A 19076-nucleotide genomic window follows, 5' to 3' on the forward strand; every position below is an offset into this window, starting at 1 on the left:
GTTCCTCAGTAATCGGAATCTGGGGTTTCTAGAGCTTTCAACACGTCGTACAGCGCATCGTCCATGCCGCGCGGGCGAAAGTCGCTGGTGCCGAGTGCGGCGATGCGCACCTCGGCAGTCAACAGCACTTCGCCCTCGCGACGGACAGACTGCGCAAACAGCAGGCTGGCCCGCCTGCATTTCAGCAGGACCGCCGACACTGACAGCGCGTCGTCGAGCCGGGCCGGCTTGAGGAAATCCAGTTGCATCGAGCGGACCGCAAACACCAGACCGTGGTCCTGGCGCATCAGATCCTGCCCGTAGCCGGCCGCGCGCATCCACTCTGTGCGCGCACGTTCCATGAAGGCAACGTAGCGCGCGTGGTAGACCACCCCGCCGGCGTCGGTATCTTCCCAGTACACGCGTGTCGGCCAACTGAATACAGGCGGGGATTGGGGATTCGGGAATCGTGATTCGGTGGTCATGGGCACGGAATGTCGGTCGGGACGGCCCGGGTGGGCGACCAATGGAGCACCATCAGAACAGGTCTCCCGGCTCGCCGATGCCCGGGGCACGATCGCGTGGCGGCTTCAGGCCCAGGTGCAGGTAGGCCTTGGTGGTGACCATGCGGCCGCGCGCGGTGCGGATCAGAAAACCCTGCTGGATCAGATAGGGCTCGATCACGTCTTCCAGCGTGCCGCGCTCTTCCGACAGCGAAGCGGCCAGGGATTCCACGCCCACCGGGCCGCCGTCGAAATGTTCGACGATGGTGCGCAGCATGCGGCGGTCGAGCTCGTCAAAGCCCTCCGGATCCACTTTCAGCATCTGCATGGCGGCCTGCGCCACCGGCAGATCAATGTGCCCCGCCGCCTTGACCTGCGCAAAGTCGCGCACGCGGCGCAGCAGCCGGTTGGCGATACGCGGGGTGCCACGCGCGCGACGCGCGATCTCGGCCGCACCTTCGGGCGTGCAGTCGATCCCCAGGATCGCGGCCGAGCGGATCACGATGCGGGTGAGCTCTGCGGGCGAATAGAACTCCAGCCGCTGCACGATGCCGAAGCGGTCGCGCAGCGGCGCGGTCAGCAGGCCGGCACGGGTGGTGGCGCCGATCAGCGTGAACGGCGGCAAATCGATCTTGATCGAGCGTGCGGCCGGGCCGTCGCCGATCATGATGTCGATCTGGAAGTCTTCCATCGCCGGGTACAGCACTTCTTCCACCACCGGCGAGAGGCGATGGATCTCATCGATGAACAGCACATCGTGCGGTTGCAGGTTGGTCAGCAGCGCGGCCAGATCGCCGGCCTTTTCGATCACCGGTCCGGAGGTGGAGCGCAGATTGACGCCCAACTCGTTGGCGATGACGTGGCTGAGCGTGGTCTTGCCCAGGCCGGGCGGGCCGAAGATCAGCACGTGATCCATCGCTTCGCCGCGCGCCTTGGCGGCCTGGATGTAGATCTCCATCTGCTCGCGCACCGGCTGCTGGCCGAGATAATCAGCCAGGCGCTTGGGGCGGATGCTCGCATCGGCGGCATCGTCTTCGCGGGTGGCGCTGCTGGCGATGATGCGCTGTTCGGTCATCCCGCCATCTTCGCATGCCGCGCGCGGATGGCCCAGGGTCTAGAAATCAAGCTCGGCCTGCCGCAGCACGCTGAAGAACGCATCGAAGCTCGGCGCGCGCCAGGTGGGCACCAGTTGCTCCCAAAGCTCGAAATAGACCACCTCCGGCTCGCATTGCGGGCCGTGTGCGCGGTAGTCCAGGCACAACAGGCTATCCACGTTGTGGCACGACAGCACCAGGACCTGATCCAGACCGGCATGCAGGCACGCCGCAGCACGGAAGTCGTCCGGGTCTTCGAACGCAGCAGCCAGATCCAGCACGCTGCCGATGCTCGCCAACGGCGTCAGGTAGCGATCCACCAGCACGCACTCCCAATCCACGTAATGCTCGGACGGAAAACGGGTACGCGGCACCCAGCACCAGCCGGTATCTCCGCCGTCCTGGACACTGTAGAGACGCTTGAACAATGCCGGCAGGCGCACGCCCAGGCGTGCTTCGGCGGCAGCGAAGGCATCGGCGTCCGCCGCGGCTCTGCCGTCGTTCCGGTTCCCGGCGCCGCTCCAGAACGTGGTCAACGCGGGCGGCTGCGGCTGCCACTGCACCACCTCTGCGTCGTGCCTGGCCTGCAACGCGGGCGACCAGTAGTGGACATCGACCAACTGCGCCAGCAGCTCGTCCACGTTGGCGTACACCGCCAGCCGGCGATTGTCGCCTGCATCGACGTAGACCAGGGTGGGCTCGGCATCCGATGCCGAATAGTCCAGGCACAGCGCCCGGCTTGGCGAACGGTCATCGGCGGCGATGACGATCAGATGGCGATCATCGCCGCCGGCAGCAAGACCGGCAAACGCGTCGTCGCGGTACTCCTCGCGGGCACGGACCTCGGCGAAAGAAAACAGCTCCGCGCTGCCCAGCAGGCGCGCACGCGGGATCAGCCATTCGGCCTTGAGCCAGTTGTCCGGCTCCGCAAGCGACTGACCACGCGCCATCTGCACCGCGCCGCCGTCGTAGCGTGCGTACAACTCGCACAGCCAGGCTGGCAGGCGGACACCGAGCCGCGCTTGCGCCGCAGCGATCGCTGCATCGGTGGCCGGCACGCGCCCGAGGTTGAGCGCTTCATCCCAGAAGGTATCCAGGCTCGGCGAGCGCCCGTAGACCATCCACTTGAGCGCGGCCACGCTCAGATCTCCACTTGCGCGCCCAACTCGACCAGGCGGTTACCGGGGATGCGGAAGAAGCCGGTCGCCGGAGCGGCATTGCGATGCATCAGCGCAAACAGCTTGTCGCGCCAGATCGGCATGCCGCGGTTGGCGCTTGCCACGATGGTCTCGCGGCTGGCGAAGAAGGTGGTGTCCATCGGGTCGAAATGGATGCCGCCCTGGTCGCAGGAACGCATCAGCGCCAGCGGCACGTCGGGCGTTTCCATGAAGCCGAAGCGCACGTAGACGCGGTAGAACTCGTCGCCGATCGACTCGATCTGCAGGCGCTTGTCCACCGGCGCGTAGGGGATCGGCAAGGTATCGACGTTGAGGAAGATGTTGCGTTCGTGCAGCACCTTGTTGTGCTTGAGGTTGTGCATCAACGCATGCGGCACCACCATCGGGTCGGCGGTCAGGAACACCGCCATGCCCGGCACGCGCGCCGGCGGTGCCAGCATCAGACCCGGCAGGAAGCTGTCGATGCGGATGCCGTCCTTGCGGATTTCCTCGCGCAGCAGCGCGCGGCCGCGGCGCCAGGTACGCATCAGGGTAAACACCACGATGCCCAGCGCCAGCGGGAACCACGCGCCCTGCAGCAACTTGGCGCCGTTGGCGATCACGAACGCCAGCTCGATGATGAAGAACACCACGCACAACGGCAGCACCCAGTTGCGCCAGCGCGGCCACAGCGAGCGCGCCACCAGCGCCAGCAACAAGGTGTCGATCAGCATGGTCATCGACACCGAGATGCCGTAGGCCACGGCCAGATTGGTGGAGCTGCGGAAGATCAGCACCAGCGCGATCACCATCACCATCAACAGCCAGTTGATGCCGGGCACGTAGATCTGGCCGATGGTGGTGCGCGAGGTGTGCTTGATCAGCATGCGCGGGATGTAGCCCAGCTGCATGGCCTGGCGGGCCACCGAATAGGCGCCGGTAATGACTGCCTGCGACGCGATCACCGCCGCCAGCGTGGCCAGGATGATCATCGGATACAGCGCCCAGCCCGGCACCGCCTCGAAGAACGGGTTCTTCAGCGCGGAGGGGTGGTTGAGCACCAGCGCGCCCTGCCCCAGGTAGTTGAGCAGCAGCATCGGCAGCACGAAGAAATACCAGCCATGGCGGATCGGCTTGGCGCCGAAATGGCCCATGTCCGCGTACAGCGCCTCGCCGCCGGTCACCGCCAGCACTACCGCGCCGAGGATGAACACCCCGTGCCAGCCGTGCTCGATGAAGAAGCGGATCGCCCACCATGGATTGAAGGCCTTCATCACCTCCGGCGCATCAACGATGTTCCAGGCACCGATCGCTCCCAGCGACAGGAACCACAGACAGGTGATCGGGCCAAACACCTTGCCGACCTTTTCGGTGCCGAAGCGCTGCACCATGAACACGATCAGCAATACCACCACGGTGATCGGCACGATGAAGGGGTGCAGGCTGGGCGCGGCGATTTCCAGGCCTTCCACCGCGCCCATCACCGAGATGGCCGGCGTGATCACGCCGTCGCCGAAGAACAGCGAAGCGCCGAAGATGCCGAGGATGCCCACCACATACGCCGAGCGCGAGCCCTGCTTGAGGGTGCGCTGGGTCAGCGCCATCAACGCCATGATGCCGCCTTCGCCCTCGTTGTCGGCCCGCATGATGATGGTGACGTACTTGAGCGTGACGGTGATCATCAGCGCCCAGAACGCCAGCGACAGCACGCCCAGCACGGTGTCGTGATCGCTGGTCAACCCGTAGTGCGGCGAGAACGCCTCCTTGAGGGTGTACAGCGGACTGGTGCCGATATCGCCGAAGACGACGCCGATGGCGCCGACGACCAAGGCCATATGGCTGTTGGCAGGCGCGTGGCCGTGGCCAGCTGCGGGAGTGGAGGTCTGTGACATGAGGGGGCAGGGTATCGCCGAAGGACGTGAAGAATGAGAAAGGCCGAGCCCGCTTAACGCAGCGCGGCCTGGAGTGCCTTGCGAATGACCGTAGCGACTTCGTCGCCTTCTGCCCCGGCCTCGCGTGCCATGCGCGCGGCCTCGGCCGGCTTGTAACCCAGTTGCTGCAAGGCGACGGTGGCTTCGGATACCGCATCCGGACCCAACTGGCCGGTGATCGGCGCGCCACTGCTGAAGTCGGCCGCCCGGTCGCGCAGCTCCACCACCATGCGCTCGGCGGTCTTCTTGCCGATACCCGGAATGCGCGTGAGCGCGGTGATGTCGCCACTGGTGATCAGGCGGGCGAATTCATCCACACTGACCCCGGACAGCACCGCCAGCGCGATCTTGGCGCCGATGCCGGTGACCTTTTGCACGTCGCGGAACAGCCGCCGCTCGCCCTCGCGCAGGAAGCCGTACAGCGCAACGCTGTCTTCCTTCTGCGCGTAATGGGTGAACAGGATGACGTCGCGGCCGACATCGGGCAGGTCGTAGAAGGTGCTCATCGGCGCCTCCAGCTCGTACCCCACCCCGCCCACGTCGATCACCAGCCACGGCGGCTGCTTGTAGGCCAGGATCCCGCGCAGACGGCCGATCATTGGGCACCGCCGGGGCGGTGCCGGGAATGGGGAATCGGGAATGGGGAATCGCAAGAGCGCTCGCTGCCCTGGACTCTGCTATTCCCGATTCCCGATTCCCGATTCCCGATACTCATTTCTTGCGGCTCCAGGCCTGTTGGGTATTGACGCCCAGGCGCTGCGCGGTGGCGCGCACGTGGGCGTGGGTGATGGCGACCGCCAGTGCATCGGCGGCGTCGGCCTGCAGCTTGCCTTTCAGGTTGAGCATGATGCCGACCATGTGCTGCACCTGCACCTTGTCCGCCCCACCCTTGCCGACCAGCGCGAGCTTGATTTCGGTGGCAGCGTACTCGTGCACCGGCAGATCGCGCATGACGACCGCGCAAATCGCCGCGCCGCGCGCGTGGCCGAGCTTGAGCGCCGAATCGGCGCTCTTGCCCATGAAGACCTTTTCGATCGCCACTTCGTCCGGCTGGTAGGTCTCGATCAACTCGCCCAGCCCGTGCAGCAGGCGCTTGAGTCGCTGGGCAAAATCGCCCTCGCCCAGCAGCAGCAGCGGTGCGTGATGCACATGCCGGCTGCGACCGCCCTCGTCGACGTCGATGATGCCGACCCCGGTGCGCTGGGAGCCGGGATCGATGCCCAGGATGCGGGTCATTGAAAGGCCGGGAATGGGGAGTCGGGAATCGGGAATGGGTAGAGCTGCCTACTGGCGTGCCCGGCGCTGCCGAGCAATGCAGGGTGCAGCTTTTTCGATTCCCGATTCTCCATTCCCGATTCCCGGCGCTTCAAGCGCCGAGACTCGACTGATCGACGTTCGAATACACGTCCTGGACATCGTCCAGGTCTTCGAGCATGTCGAGCAGCTTGCGGACCTGCACGGCGGTGTCGCCGTCGACGGCGATGTCGTTTTCGGCACGGAAGGTGATTTCGGCGTGGGCCGGTTCCAGGCCGGCGGCGGTCAGGGCGTCCTTGACCTGGGCGAAGGCATCCGGGGCGGTCAGCACGTCGATGGCGCCGTCTTCCGGGTACACCACCACGTCGTCGGCGCCGGCTTCGATGGCCGCGTCGGTGAGGGTGTCTTCATCGCTACCGGCGGCAAAGCTGAGCACGCCCAGGCGCTTGAACATGAAAGCCACCGAGCCCTCGGTGCCCATGTTGCCGCCGCATTTGCTGAAGGCATGGCGCACGTCGGCCACGGTACGCACGCGGTTGTCGGTCAGGCAGTCCACGATCACCGCCACGCCGCCGGGCGCGTAGCCCTCGTAGCGGATTTCTTCGTATTCCACGCCTTCCAGCTCGCCGGTGGACTTCTTGATGGCGCGTTCGATCACGTCCTTGGACATGTTCGCCGACAGGCCCTTGTCCATGGCCGTGCGCAGGCGCGGATTGTTGGACGGATCGCCGCCGCCGGCGCGCGCGGCAACGCTGATCTCGCGGATGATCTTGGTGAACATCTTGCCGCGTTTGGCGTCGGAGGCGTTCTTGCGGCCTTCGATCGAGGGGCCTCTACCCATGAGTGGTTCCGGACTGGCTTGGATGACAGGGCGCGGATTTTACCTGATTGCTTGCACTCACCGGGGCCGCACCATCCGCCAGCGGATGTTCAAACCGCAAATCGGCCGTTGCGCAGGAACACCAGCGCCTGCCGGGCGGCCTCGGGCGAGCGCAACAGCCCGCTGTGGCTGGCTTGCACCACGCAGTGGTCGCGCAGCCCGGGCAGGCGGGTTTCGGCCAGCGCCACCGTGCCGTCCGAGTCGCCGTCCGAGTCGCCGTCCAGCGGCGCCAGCCAGCGACCGACGCCGCGCGGCACGCACCCGGCCACCTGGCCGATCTCCGCCTGCCCGTCCCAGCGCGCAAACCCTTGCTGCAGCAGGGTGGCACTGCGGCCCATCGCCCAGACGCCGCCGCGCCGCGCCAGTCCGCGCGCGGCGGCACTGCCGCACAGGGGCGAGCCCAGGCAGACCACGCGGCGCACCGGCAGGTCGGGGGTCTCGCACAAGGCCTGCAAGGCCATCAGCCCACCCAGGCTGTGGCAGACCAGCAGTTGCGCGCGGCTGGCGCGCAGGCGTTCGACCAGGCGCGGCACCGCCTGCGCCGGCCCGCCGAGCACGCTGGCATAGCCGAACAACGCGGGCGCCAGCCCGGCGGCGCGCATCCGGCGCGCGAGCGGCAACAGCCAGTGCGCGGTATTCCAGATGCCATGCACCAGCAGCACGTCGGCCGTGGCGGCGACCGCGCGCTTGCGCAGACGGCGCCGGGGCATGACCGGGATGGCGGACGATGGGCTGGACAAAGGCGTGGTTACCAGGAGGAGAGGCGGAGGTCAGGCGCGTGTCTTATGCGCGCACGGCATGCCGGAGAGTGGCTGGTGCCGATAGCGCGCATGCGCTGTGCCGATCTTGCGGCAAGCGCCGCGCACCACGGGCACACCGCCGCATCACGTCGTGCGGGCGCCGGGCTTAGTCGGCCGCAGCAATCGGCTTGCGGCGCAGGATGAACTCCCGATCGACGATCTTGCCGACCGGGAAGTCGTATTCGCCGACCTTTTCGAAGCCGTAGCGGGCATAGAAGCGCTGCGCGCCGAAATTCTCCGACCACACACCGATCCACAGCGTGCGTGGGCCGTTGCGTTCGAGCCATTCCAATGTGGTTTCGAACAGCCGGCTGCCCCAGCCGCTGCTTTGGTAGTCCTTCAACAGGTACAGGCGCTTGAGTTCCCCGTCGCCGGGGCGGACCTCAGCGTGCGGAAGGCCGCACGGGCCGGCAGCGGCGTGGCCGACCAGCAGGTTGTCCAGCTCCAGCAGCCAGATCGCGTACTCCGGATGCGCCAGCACGATGCGCGCGCGCTCCACCGCATAGGTCTCTTCCAGAAAGCCACGCAGGTCTTCTTCCGGATACAGATGCCCGAAGGTTTCGGTAAAGGTCTGCGCGGCCAGAAGCGACAGCGCTTCGGCATCGTCCGGCGTGGCGCGGCGGATGCGGGTCATGCGGGACTCTCGTGCCGGGTGGACGTGGCAGCTTCTCGCATGCGACGGCGGTTCTGCAAGATCGGGATTGGGGATTGGGGATTGGGGATTGGGGATTGGGGGAATCGGGAATCGGGAAAGCATCCGCGCTGCGTGGATTCTCCTGTGGGCAGGAGTCGGCATGGGCGCTGACGGGTTCGACCACGCACGCACGACCGGTTCCGCATGGCACCGCGCAGGAAAGATGAACACTGCGAGGTCTGGCTAGCTGCTGGCGGAGCTGGGCGCGCTTGGGACGGACCTACGGGACGCACCGCCGCCGGTGATCGGCGGCGGTTGGACGGCGGTAACCCGTGCCCTGGCACTGACGGTTCCACCAAAACACGCAGCGCTGGCCGTCTTGTACAAGCGCTGGCCGTCTTGTACAGATGACCACGCACACCGCATGGCCATCTGCCGGCGCAGGTCAGACCTGCTTGGGGCGCACCTGCACGTGTACTTCGGCCAGTTGATCGGCGGCGATCGGCGACGGGGCGTCGGTCATCAAATCCTGCGCGCCGGTGGTCTTGGGGAACGGGATCACGTCGCGGATCGAGTCGGTGCCGGCCATCAGCGCGGCGATCCGGTCGATGCCGAAGGCGATGCCGCCATGCGGCGGTGCGCCGTAGTTCAACGCATCCAGCAGGAAGCCGAACTTGGCGCGCGCTTCTTCTGCGCCGATGCCCAGCAACTCGAACACCGCGCTCTGCATGTCCGGGCGGTGGATACGGATCGAACCGCCGCCGATTTCATTGCCGTTGAGCACCATGTCGTAACCGCGCGATACCGCGGTGCGGGCGTTGGCGCGCAGGTCGGCGATGTCGTCCACCGCCGGCGCGGTAAAGGGATGATGCAGGGCCACGTAGCGCTGCGCCTCCTCGTCCCATTCGAACATCGGGAAGTCGGTGACCCACAGCGGCGCCCAGCCATCAGCGATCAGCTTGAAGTCCTTGCCGGCCTTCAGGCGCAGCGCGCCCATGAAATCGGACACCTTGTTGTAGCCGCCGGCACCGAAGAACACGATGTCGCCGTTGCCTGCACCCACGTGCTTGAGCAGCGCGGCAAAGGCTTCTTCGCTGAAGAACTTGGCGATCGGCGAGCTGACTTCGCCGGTCTCCGACAACTTGATGTAGGCCAGGCCCTTGGCGCCGTACTTGGCGGCGTGCGCTGCGTACTCGTCGATCTGCTTGCGGCTCAGCGTTGCGCCACCGGGGATGCGCAACGCGGCCACGCGGCCATCGGCATCGTCGGCGGCGGCGGTGAACACCGGGAATTCGCTGGTCTTGACCAGTTCGGCCACGTCGACCAGTTCCAGCGCGATACGCAGGTCCGGCTTGTCCGACCCATAGCGACGCATCGCCTCGGCCCAGGTCATGCGCGGGAACTGCGCGGCCAGCTGGACATCGACCACTTCCTTGAAGATGGCGCGGATCATGTCTTCGACAAAATCCTGCACGTCGCGCTCGCGCACGAAGGCAAATTCCATGTCGAGCTGGGTGAATTCCAGCTGGCGATCGGCGCGCAGCGCTTCGTCGCGGAAGCAGCGCGCGATCTGGTAGTAGCGGTCGAAGCCGGCCACCATCAGGATCTGCTTGAACAGCTGCGGGCTCTGCGGCAAGGCGTAGAACTCGCCCGGATGCATGCGCGCCGGCACCAGGAAGTCGCGCGCGCCTTCCGGGGTGGCCTTGGTCAGGATCGGGGTTTCGATGTCCTGGAAATCGCGTGCGTCCAGATGCCGGCGCAACGCCTGCACCAGCTTGATGCGGGTGCGCTGCATGCGCTGCATTTCCGGACGGCGCAAATCGAGATAGCGATACTTCAGGCGGGTTTCTTCGCCCGGGTTCTCGTGCGCATGGAACGGCAGCGGCGCGGCCTTGTTGAGGATGCTGATGCGGGTGGCGATCACTTCGACCTTGCCGCTGCGCAGTTTGTCGTTGACCGCATGCCGCGCACGCACCACGCCTTCGACCTGCAGCACGTCTTCGTAGCCCAGGCTGGCGGCCACCGGGAACACCTCGGCGTTCTCCGGCTCCACCGTCACCTGCACGATGCCCTCGTGGTCGCGCAGGTCGATGAAGCACACGCCGCCCAGGTTGCGGGCCACGTCGGTCCAGCCGGCGAGAGTGACGGTTTGGCCGATCAAGGTCTCGTCGACCAGGCCGCAGAAGTGGGTACGCATCGAAAGCTCCGCTGAAAACCCGACGCAGGCAGCGCCGGAAAGCCGGATATTCTGGGGCCGGCGGCCGGCAGGAGCAAATGCGGCGACGGTCACCGGCGCTTAAGTCAGCGCCCGGCTGAATAGGCGCCATGCCCCTCCCGTCACCAAGGACGTCACGATGCTGCGCACCGCCCTGCTGATCTCCGGCTTCAGTCTTGCCGCCCTCGCGGGCGCCCTGGCCAGCCACCCCGCCGCCGCGCAGGACCGCGGTTTCAACGGCCCCAGCATCACCTGCTCCAGCAACGACAACCGCCGCCGCGAGTGCGACACCCCGTTCCGTGGGCGCGCGGCCCTGGTGGAAAACATCTCCGGCACGCGTTGCATCGAAGGTCGCAACTGGGGCAGCGACCGCGGCCGGGTCTGGGTGGACAACGGCTGCCGTGGCCGCTTTGTCGAGGCGCGCGGCGGCTGGGGCGGTGGTGGCTGGAATGGCGGCGACGACCGCCCCGGCAATGCAGCCGCCGGCACCGTGCGTTGCGAAAGCCGCGACCAGCGCCAGGCCATCTGCAACACCGGCTGGCGGCGCGCGACGATCGTGCGCCAGCTCTCCGGCACGCCCTGCGTGGAGGGCCGCAACTGGCACCAGGAAAATGGCCGGATCTGGGTGGACGACGGCTGCCGCGCCGACTTTGCGCAGGCCCGTGGTGGTGGCTGGGATCGCGATAACGGCTACGGCGGCCGCGACGATCGCCCGCGTGGCGACTATTCGGTGACCTGCAGCAGCGACGACCGCCGCCTGCGCACCTGCGATTGGGACGTACGCGCAGGCCGCCCGGTATTGACCCGCCAGTTGTCGGACACCCGTTGCGAGGAAGGCCGCACCTGGGGATTCGACCCGCGCCGCTCGGCAGTCTGGGTCAACGACGGCTGCCGCGCACGGTTCGACGCGCGCTGAGCCGGTTCGACGCCTGGCCGCGCTGTCGCCGGGCCCCAGGCGCGCTGCCATGCACAGACACTCAGCACCGCGTTGCCGCACCACGGACATCTGCCCGGTCACGCGGCCGGGCAGCTGCACAAGGCCGCGACGAAACCGGCGCGCAGCTGCGCCAACGATCGCCAGCTCCTGATCATCTGGCGCAAACTGGCCTGCTGTCGATTCGCGGCGCCCGACGCTGGAAAGGCATCGCCTGAGTCTCCGCCAGATAGGTTGGGGCACATGCCGTGCTCACTCTCTGCCCAGCCCCAGCCATCGGGCCACGGGCCGGACCGGCGACTGCCGCACCCAGTCTTTCTCACACCGCGTGGCGCCGCATCCAGCGAACGGGCCGCTGGTGTCGCGGGGTGGAAACCCGGCCATCGCAGCGGGCGCCCGGCGCGCAGTGCTCAGCCACCCCACGGCGCGGGCGGCATTGCGACCGGCCGGGTGAGATCGAATGCCTCCCGAAACAGCCGCCCATCCGGACGACTGAGCTCGTACGCCACGCGCCGGCCTGGCTCGACCTCGATGGTCAAGGCGTTCTTCGACGAGGCCGTGCCACCCGATCGCTTGCACACTGCAATCGAGTCGGCATCCACCGGGAATTCCTGACGGCTGGCGCTGCTTGCACGCGTGCTGTCGCCACCGTAGCTGGACAGTGCATCTGCGTTGCCGTCGGCATGCCGATGGTCGTGCCTGAGCCGCACGAAGCCGGCGGACGGGGCAGCCGCCATGTGCGCGCCTGGTTGTCGCCCACATGGAAGGGCACCCGCAATCCGCGCACCGGCCCCTCGTTACCGCGCATGCATCATCAATGTCTTGCCGGCAAACAGACCAGGCGTTGCCGATGCGGGCGCATCGACCAGCACGCAACCGGCGAAGACCTGCCCGTAGGAGGCGGCGAGCGCGGCCGGAAAGCGATCGGCCGGAGTTCCCGCTTGGCGCGCAGGAACTCCGTCGCGGTGGCGCAGCCGCTAAACGCAGCGATCTTTAGCTACGGCCAGCGACGCAATTCCAGGCTGGCGACACGGCCAGGCCTGGCGGTGCTCACGCCTTGTCGGATGCCGGCTTGGCGGCGGCTGGTACGGCCGGCTTGCCGTCACTGGCGGCCGCGAGCTTGGCGTCGCCGCTGCTGCTGGTTTCGGTGAGGTTCTTTTTCCTTTCTCCGGCCGACTTGAAATCGGTTTCGTACCAACCGCTGCCCGACAACCGGAACGACGGTGCGGTGACCTGGCGCTTGATGGCGTTGGCGCTGCAGGCGGGGCAGCTCTCCGGCACCGGGTCGGACATTTTCAGCAGCCGATCGAACTGGTGATCGCAGGCGGTGCACTGGAAGGCATAGATAGGCATGGCACATCAAAAGGAAGGAACGCGAGGGCACAGATTCTAGAGCCAGTTCCACGCCGGCGCGCAGCATTGCGCGCCATCGGGTGAAACAGGCCACTGCAATCAAGCTGGTACAATTGCAAACGTGACCGACGCGCCTTTCTCCCCACGAGGGCCGCATACGTGTTGCGGTTGACTGCGCTGTTGCTCGGCGTGGCCTTGCTGCTGACCGGCAGCGGGCTGCTGGGCACCCTGCTCGCCGTACGCGGTGGCCAAGCCGGCTTCGATGCACGCGCATTGGGGTTGATCATGTCCGGCTACTTCGCCGGCTTCTTTCTGGGCACGTTCTTCGCACCGCCGCTGATCCGCCGGATCGGGCATATCCGCGCGTTCGCGTTTTACGCCGCACTGGCCGCGATCGCGGTGCTGCTACATCCGATCTGGCTCAACCCGTGGGGCTGGGGCCTGCTGCGGCTCGTCACCGGCGCTGCGCTGGTCGGCCTGTACACGGTGATCGAAAGCTGGCTCAACGCCGAGCCGAACGCGCGCCGCCGCAGCCGGGTGTTTTCGGTCTACATGGCGATCAACCTGTCGGCATTGGCCCTGGGCCAGGTGTTGCTCAGCGCCGGCGATGCCACCGCGCCGGCGATGTTCACGCTCACCGCGATCCTGATCTGCGCGGCGGTGATGCCGGTGGTGACCACGCGGCTGATTCCGCCGGAGGTACCGCACGTGTCGCGGCTGCGGCTGGTGACGCTGTATGCGCTGGCGCCGGTGGCGACGATTGGCGCCGGCCTTTCCGGCCTGGCGATGGGCGCGTTCTGGGGCCTGCTGCCGGTGTACGCCAACCGCATCGGGCTGAATGCCGACGGCGTGGCGATGTTCATGCTCACCGCCATCGTGGGCGGTGCGGTACTGCAGTGGCCGATCGGGCGCATCAGCGATGGCCACGACCGTCGCATCGGCCTGGTCGCGGTCAGTGTGCTGGCCGCCGGCATCGCCATCGCCGCCGCGCTGCCGATGGTGCAGGCGCAGACGCAGGTGCTGTTCCTGCTGTTCTTCGTGTATGGCGGACTGGCGTTTTCGCTGTATCCGTTCGCAGTGGCGCACATGCTCGATTACCTGCCGCGCGAGGAGTTGCTGTCCGGCTGCAGCAGCCTGCTGCTGGTACACGGCGTAGGCGCGGCAATCGGCCCGGCGCTGGCGGGCGGAGCCATGCAGAAGTTCGGCCCGGCTGCGTTGCCGGTCTATTTCGCGGTGATGTTGCTGGCGCTGGCCGGCTTCACGCTGGCGCGCCTGCTGCGCTTCGAGCGCCTGCGCACCCACCCCATTGCATTCCGTCCGATGCTGCGCACCACCCCCTCGGCGCTGGAACTGATGCCGGAAACCGATTCACCCTCCCCTCCCCAAAAGGAAGCACATTGATCGATCAAACACGACTCTCGAACACCTCATCCCTGACCCACCCCCGCCCGGATCCGGCCGTGATCCTGGCCACCGACCTGGACGGCACCTTCCTGGCCGGCTCCGCCGAACACCGTCACCAGTTGTATCGCCTGGTCGACCAGCATCCCGAGATCCGCCTGATCTTCATCACCGGGCGCGGACTCGAAGCGGTGATGCCCCTGCTCACCGACCCCACCATTCCCCGACCCGACTATGTGGTATGCGACGTCGGCGCCACCGTGGTGGACGGGCACACGCTGCAACCGCTGCAGCCCCTGCAATCGATGATCGACGCGCATTGGCCCGGCGAGCAGGTGGTGGCGCAGGCGATGCGCGCATTCCCGCAGCTGCAGCGCCAGGACGTGCCGCAGGAACGCCGCTGTTCGTATTTCTGCGACCCGGCCACGCTGGCGCCGCTGCGCGCGCAGATCGAGCAGGCCGCACGCGCGCTGGGCTGCGATGTGCTGTATTCGGCCGACCGCTATCTGGACATCCTGCCGCCGGACACCGACAAGGGCCGCACCCTGGGCGCACTGGCGCGCCAGCTGGACCTGCCGCGCCAGCGCATCCTGGTGGCCGGCGACACCCTCAACGACCTGTCCATGTATCTGGCCGGTTTTCGCGGCGTCTGCGTGGGAGACTCGGAAGCGGCGTTGACGCAGGCAACCGCCCACCTGGACGCCACCTATCACGCCACTGCGCCCGGCTGTGGCGGCATCCTGGAGGCGATTGCGCACTTCGGCCTGCTTGCCGACGACGACCCGCATGTGCCGGCAGCGCAGGTCCCGCGCAAGGGCGGCGCGGACCTGGTGATGGTCTACCACCGGCTGCCGTATGACGAAGTGGTCGAACACGGCGAGCTGGTACGCCGCGCGCCGCGCTCGCCCAACGGCATCATTCCCTCGCTGCTGAGCTTCTTCCAAGGCGGCCAACGCGGATCGTGGGTGGCCTGGAGCGTGGACGACCCCAAGCGCAGGCCCTTCCAGACCCATACCGAAGTGGATGCGCAGCGCTACCCCACCCTCACCGCCGCGCGCGTGCCGCTGAGCAAGAACGAGGTGGATATCTTCTACAAGCGCTTTTCCAAGGAAGCGTTCTGGCCGATGCTGCATGCGTTCTGGGAACGCGCGCGCTTCCGCGAGGACGACTGGCAGGTGTTTCTCGGCGTCAACCGCAAGTTTGCGCAAGCCACTTCGGCCGAGGCCGCGCAGGGCGCCACGGTGTGGATCCACGACTACAACCTGTGGATGGTGCCGGCGTACCTGCGGGAGTTGCGCCCGGATCTGAAGATCGCCTTCTTCCATCACACCTACTTCCCGTCGGCCGACGTGTTCAACGTGGTCCCGTGGCGACGCGAGATCATCGGCAGCCTGATGTGCTGCGACTACATCGGCTTCCATATTCCACGGCAGGTGGAGAACTTCGTCGACGTGGTGCGTGGGGTGATGCCGGTGGAGCGCCTGGCGCAGGAAAGCTGCGCGCCGCGCTTTCTGACCTACGGCTGTGCGGTGGGCCTGGACACCATGACGACCTGCCTGCGCGTGGCAGATCGCGATGTCGCGCTGGGCGCGCATCCGGTGGGCACCGACCTGCGCCGCATCCGCGCGGCGCTGGGCAAACCGGACGTGCGCAACGATATCTTCAAGCTGCGCCGCGAGATCGGTGCGCGCAAGCTGGTGTTGTCGGTGGAGCGGCTGGATTACACCAAGGGCACGCTGGCAAAGCTGGAAGCGTTCGAGCGCCTGCTCGACAGCCAGCCACAGCTGCTTGGCAAGGTTACCTTGCTGATGGTGTGCGTGCCGGCCGCACGCGAGATGACGGTTTATCGCACCTTGCAGACGCAGATCGAGCAGGCGGTGGGCCGCATCAACGGACGGTTCTCGCGGCTGGACTGGACCCCGGTGCGCTTCTTCGCCCAGGCGCTGCCATTCGAGCAGGTAGTGGCGCATTACGCCGCGGCGCAGCTGATGTGGATCACTCCGCTGCGCGATGGGCTGAACCTGGTGGCCAAGGAATTCGTCGCGGTGCAAGGCATCGAAGGCGGCAGCGGCGTGCTGGTGCTGAGCGAATTTGCCGGTGCTGCGGCAGAACTCAAAGGCGCGGTGCTGACCAACCCGCACGACCCAGCCGATCTGGCGGCCGGCCTGTTGCAGGGGCTCTCGATGCCCGACGACGAGGCGGCCGGGCGCCTGCGCCAGCTGTACGACAGCGTGGAGTACTACACCATCGATCACTGGGGGCGCGACTTCCTGGCGGCGGTGGCACGCAGCCGTGGCGCGCATGCGCGCCTGCCGGTGGCAGCAGCCAGCGCAGTGGCCGAGCCGGTCGACTAGCCACGCGCCGTTACGCGTTCGGCAATACGCGTAGTCACACGCAAACGCCTGGGCTCTCCGGGCGTTTGTGTACTTTAGGACAAGCGTGACGCTGGCCCATCGACGGCGCGGTCATGATCACGCAACGCAAGCGCGGCAGGCTGGGCGCTCTTCATCCTGCCCATGGATCGCAATGAATTCGTTGTCCTGCTCGCGCGCGCGGCGCCCGGCCACGCTGGTCCTGCTGCTGATTCCGATCGCCCTGCCCGCCTACGCGCAGCAGAGACCAGACGGCGCAGCGCCCTCGGCGCCGGTTGCCGACGGCAATGGCCAAGATGCACAGGTCTCCACGCTGGGTCAGGTGCAGGTGGTCGGCCAGGCGATGACGTACTCCAAGACGACCGTGAGCAAGGAAATGCTCGACCGCCAGTTCGTACTGGGCAGCGTCAACGACGCGCTCAACGAACTCCCGGGCGTCGTGGTCACCGAAGCCGATGCGTTCGGCTCGTCGGATTGGGGCACGCAGATCAGCATGCGTGGATTTGTCAGCAACCGCGATACCCAGCAGATCGGCACCACCGTCGACGGCGTGCCCAACGGTGGCTCGGCCTATGGCGGCGGCTCCAAGGCCAATCGTTTCATCGACATGCCGGATCTGGAAACGGTGGAAGTGAGCCAGGGCACCGCCGATATCGCCTCGCGCTCGAACGAAGCGTTGGGCGGCACCCTGAACTACCTCACCGGCGAGCCGCTGGAAGAGCAGCGCGTGCGCGTGATCGGCGGCATCGGCGACAACCAGGCGCGCAAGTACTACGCGCGCTACGACACCGGCCTGCTCGGCGGCAATACGCGCGCCTGGGTCAGCGGCTCGTCGGCGCGCAACGATGACTGGATCGACGGTAGCGGCCACACCAGCCGCGATCATCTGGCCGGCAAGTTCGTCAGTGCGTTGAACAAGTGGACGCTCAGCGGCTATGCGTCCTACGACGATGCCGACGAATCCGAATACACCAGCGTGACGCCGGAGCAGTTCGCGCGCGATCCGGAACACGATCTGCTGACCGGCACGCTCACCGGCATTCCGTATCTGGACCAGAACTATCGCTCAGGCTCGCGCGCGCTGCGCAAGAACACCTTCGGCTATCTGCGCGGCGCCTTCGATGGCGGCAATGGGTTCAAGACCACGCTGACCGGCTATGCGCACCGCATGCAGGGCCGTGGCGACTGGATTCCGCCGTATCTGGTGGATGTCAGAAACGATGGCGCCGGCGCAGCGGAATCCGAAGCGCGTGGCGGCAACACCGTGTATGCCGGCAGCGACCTGGGCAAGCTGTATTACCTCACGCCCGGCGGCGCGGCCGCGACGATGCTGGCCGGCTGCGCCGGCAGCGATGCGGTGCCGGCCGAATCCAATCCGGCCTGCTATCCGGCAGGCTCGGTACCGGTGCAGTCGTATCGCCATAGCCACTACGACAACCACCGCGCCGGCGCGATGGCCGATGTGGAATGGCGCGCCGATCTCGGCGCCATCGACAATACCGTGCGCGCCGGCGCCTGGCTGGAGCGCTATGACCGCAGCGTCACCCGCGACTGGCATCGCCTGCTCAACGTCGGCACCAACATCGGCTTCGATCATCAGCCGTACTGGGTGCAGTTCAAGGACGACTACCAGACCGACGAGCAGATGTATTACGTCGAGGATGTGATGCGCTACGGCGCATTCGCCTGGCGCGTGGGCGTCAAGCAGTTCTTCGTCGACCAGACCCGCGACCGCCGCATCGGCGACTCGCAGCATGTGGAATCGGATTCGCATTCAGACCCATTGCTGTCGGCCGGCCTGACCTGGACCACCCCGGTGCAAGGCCTGGAAGCCTTTGCCGGGTATTCGCAGAACTTCGCGGCGATTCCCTCCGGCGTCCTGGGCGAAACCGACCCGGTCGCACTCAGCCGCGTGCAACCGGAGACCGCCGATAACGTCGAACTGGGCCTGCGCATCAGCCGCTGGCCATTGACCGGCAGCGTGACCTTGTACGACATCCGCTTCGACAACCGCATCGTGTATGTGCCTGCCAACTTCGTCAGCGGCATCGACTATCTGGGCGAGACCGACGGCGTGTACGAAAACTTCGGCGGCGTGCATGCGCGCGGCGTGGAGGCGGCGCTGGGCTACGGCTGGGACAATGGCTGGCGCATCAATGGCGCCTACACCTACAACAAGGCCGATTACCTGGGCAGCGGCGATGCCGCGCGCGACACCGCCCTGGACATCACTCCCGGCGCGCAGGTGATCGGCCAGCCGCGCAACACTCTGGTGGTCTCGGCCGACTGGCGCGGGCACGCCTGGCGCTTCGGTGTGTCCGGTCGTTATCTGGGCAAGCGCTATCTGGATGCATCCAACCGCGCCGCGCTCGATGGCGTGACCACCTTCAACGCCAATCTGGGCGTGGAGCTGTCGCAACTGTCGTCGCAGCTCAAGGGCCTGCAGCTGGCGCTCAATGTCAGCAACCTCACCGACAAGCGGTATCTGGAAGGGGTGGACGGCAGCGATAGCGCGTTCATCGCCGCACCGCGCACGTTGGGGCTGACGCTGACGCTGGATCTGTAACGG

General features: G+C 66.8%; 16 protein-coding genes. 4 read left to right on the forward strand and 12 right to left on the reverse strand.

Annotated elements, in window-relative coordinates:
• Positions 1-5: 5 nt before the first annotated feature.
• The 10 genes from ybgC to aspS form a co-directional block, all read right to left on the reverse strand.
• On the reverse strand, positions 6-464 hold the full coding sequence (ybgC, locus tag FHY19_RS04335) for a tol-pal system-associated acyl-CoA thioesterase (RefSeq protein ID WP_259162090.1): 459 nt from the start codon (positions 462-464) through the stop codon (positions 6-8).
• Between the two features lie 52 nt (positions 465-516).
• Positions 517-1557: a Holliday junction branch migration DNA helicase RuvB gene (gene ruvB, locus FHY19_RS04340; RefSeq protein ID WP_046965311.1), complete on the reverse strand. Its 1041-nt coding sequence runs from the start codon at positions 1555-1557 to the stop codon at positions 517-519.
• Between the two features lie 39 nt (positions 1558-1596).
• Positions 1597-2715: an SMI1/KNR4 family protein gene (locus FHY19_RS04345; protein ID WP_259162096.1), complete on the reverse strand. Its 1119-nt coding sequence runs from the start codon at positions 2713-2715 to the stop codon at positions 1597-1599.
• Between the two features lie 2 nt (positions 2716-2717).
• The gene (locus FHY19_RS04350) at positions 2718-4625 is read right to left on the reverse strand and encodes a potassium transporter Kup (protein ID WP_259152261.1); all 1908 of its coding nucleotides are present in this window, start codon (positions 4623-4625) and stop codon (positions 2718-2720) included.
• A 53-nt stretch (positions 4626-4678) separates the two neighbouring features.
• Positions 4679-5263: a Holliday junction branch migration protein RuvA gene (gene ruvA, locus FHY19_RS04355; protein WP_046965300.1), complete on the reverse strand. Its 585-nt coding sequence runs from the start codon at positions 5261-5263 to the stop codon at positions 4679-4681.
• Positions 5264-5375: 112 nt separating this feature from the next.
• The gene (ruvC, locus tag FHY19_RS04360; protein WP_259162102.1) at positions 5376-5900 is read right to left on the reverse strand and encodes a crossover junction endodeoxyribonuclease RuvC; all 525 of its coding nucleotides are present in this window, start codon (positions 5898-5900) and stop codon (positions 5376-5378) included.
• 130 nt (positions 5901-6030) lie between these two features.
• Positions 6031-6759 carry a YebC/PmpR family DNA-binding transcriptional regulator gene (locus FHY19_RS04365; RefSeq protein ID WP_259162108.1) on the reverse strand — a complete coding sequence of 243 codons (729 nt, stop codon included), beginning with the start codon at positions 6757-6759 and terminating at the stop codon, positions 6031-6033.
• An 89-nt stretch (positions 6760-6848) separates the two neighbouring features.
• Positions 6849-7508, reverse strand: coding sequence for an alpha/beta hydrolase (locus FHY19_RS04370; protein ID WP_259162111.1), 660 nt, complete (start codon positions 7506-7508; stop codon positions 6849-6851).
• 196 nt (positions 7509-7704) lie between these two features.
• On the reverse strand, positions 7705-8232 hold the full coding sequence (locus tag FHY19_RS04375) for an N-acetyltransferase (protein WP_259152268.1): 528 nt from the start codon (positions 8230-8232) through the stop codon (positions 7705-7707).
• Between the two features lie 445 nt (positions 8233-8677).
• Positions 8678-10429, reverse strand: coding sequence for an aspartate--tRNA ligase (aspS, locus tag FHY19_RS04380; RefSeq protein ID WP_259162118.1), 1752 nt, complete (start codon positions 10427-10429; stop codon positions 8678-8680).
• A gap of 157 nt (positions 10430-10586) precedes the next feature.
• On the opposite strand from aspS, the gene FHY19_RS04385 reads away from it, so the two are divergent.
• Positions 10587-11363 carry a DUF3011 domain-containing protein gene (locus FHY19_RS04385; protein ID WP_259162119.1) on the forward strand — a complete coding sequence of 259 codons (777 nt, stop codon included), beginning with the start codon at positions 10587-10589 and terminating at the stop codon, positions 11361-11363.
• A 428-nt stretch (positions 11364-11791) separates the two neighbouring features.
• On the opposite strand, the gene FHY19_RS04390 is transcribed toward FHY19_RS04385, so the two are convergent.
• Both FHY19_RS04390 and FHY19_RS04395 read right to left on the reverse strand, forming a co-directional pair.
• Positions 11792-12118 (reverse strand): hypothetical protein, encoded by a 327-nt coding sequence (locus FHY19_RS04390; protein ID WP_259152273.1) that lies wholly within the window; start codon positions 12116-12118, stop codon positions 11792-11794.
• A gap of 313 nt (positions 12119-12431) precedes the next feature.
• Positions 12432-12734 carry a zinc ribbon domain-containing protein gene (locus FHY19_RS04395; protein ID WP_259162121.1) on the reverse strand — a complete coding sequence of 101 codons (303 nt, stop codon included), beginning with the start codon at positions 12732-12734 and terminating at the stop codon, positions 12432-12434.
• 159 nt (positions 12735-12893) lie between these two features.
• On the opposite strand from FHY19_RS04395, the gene FHY19_RS04400 reads away from it, so the two are divergent.
• From FHY19_RS04400 to FHY19_RS04410, 3 genes are all read left to right on the forward strand, one after another.
• Complete coding sequence (locus FHY19_RS04400) at positions 12894-14135, forward strand: MFS transporter (protein ID WP_259162124.1); 1242 nt, start codon at positions 12894-12896, stop codon at positions 14133-14135.
• 59 nt (positions 14136-14194) lie between these two features.
• Positions 14195-16489 (forward strand): glucosylglycerol-phosphate synthase, encoded by a 2295-nt coding sequence (gene ggpS, locus FHY19_RS04405; protein ID WP_259162129.1) that lies wholly within the window; start codon positions 14195-14197, stop codon positions 16487-16489.
• Between the two features lie 172 nt (positions 16490-16661).
• Positions 16662-19073, forward strand: coding sequence for a TonB-dependent receptor (locus FHY19_RS04410; RefSeq protein WP_259162137.1), 2412 nt, complete (start codon positions 16662-16664; stop codon positions 19071-19073).
• The last annotated feature ends 3 nt before the right edge of the window (positions 19074-19076 follow it).

This window comes from Xanthomonas sp. 4461, assembly GCF_024806475.1.
Lineage (GTDB): Bacteria > Pseudomonadota > Gammaproteobacteria > Xanthomonadales > Xanthomonadaceae > Xanthomonas > Xanthomonas arboricola_F.

Excerpts from the sequence above, each read along its gene's own strand:
- FHY19_RS04385 (WP_259162119.1), top strand. The coding sequence starts at position 10,587 with ATGCTGCGCACCGCCCTGCTGATCTCCGGCTTCAGTCTTGCCGCCCTC.
- FHY19_RS04375 (WP_259152268.1), bottom strand. The coding sequence starts at position 8,232 with ATGACCCGCATCCGCCGCGCCACGCCGGACGATGCCGAAGCGCTGTCG.
- ruvC (WP_259162102.1), bottom strand. The coding sequence starts at position 5,900 with ATGACCCGCATCCTGGGCATCGATCCCGGCTCCCAGCGCACCGGGGTC.
- FHY19_RS04350 (WP_259152261.1), bottom strand. The coding sequence starts at position 4,625 with ATGTCACAGACCTCCACTCCCGCAGCTGGCCACGGCCACGCGCCTGCC.
- FHY19_RS04395 (WP_259162121.1), bottom strand. The coding sequence starts at position 12,734 with ATGCCTATCTATGCCTTCCAGTGCACCGCCTGCGATCACCAGTTCGAT.
- ruvB (WP_046965311.1), bottom strand. The coding sequence starts at position 1,557 with ATGACCGAACAGCGCATCATCGCCAGCAGCGCCACCCGCGAAGACGAT.
- aspS (WP_259162118.1), bottom strand. The coding sequence starts at position 10,429 with ATGCGTACCCACTTCTGCGGCCTGGTCGACGAGACCTTGATCGGCCAA.
- FHY19_RS04390 (WP_259152273.1), bottom strand. The coding sequence starts at position 12,118 with ATGGCGGCTGCCCCGTCCGCCGGCTTCGTGCGGCTCAGGCACGACCAT.
- FHY19_RS04410 (WP_259162137.1), top strand. The coding sequence starts at position 16,662 with ATGAATTCGTTGTCCTGCTCGCGCGCGCGGCGCCCGGCCACGCTGGTC.
- FHY19_RS04370 (WP_259162111.1), bottom strand. The coding sequence starts at position 7,508 with ATGCCCCGGCGCCGTCTGCGCAAGCGCGCGGTCGCCGCCACGGCCGAC.
- ybgC (WP_259162090.1), bottom strand. The coding sequence starts at position 464 with ATGACCACCGAATCACGATTCCCGAATCCCCAATCCCCGCCTGTATTC.
- FHY19_RS04365 (WP_259162108.1), bottom strand. The coding sequence starts at position 6,759 with ATGGGTAGAGGCCCCTCGATCGAAGGCCGCAAGAACGCCTCCGACGCC.
- ruvA (WP_046965300.1), bottom strand. The coding sequence starts at position 5,263 with ATGATCGGCCGTCTGCGCGGGATCCTGGCCTACAAGCAGCCGCCGTGG.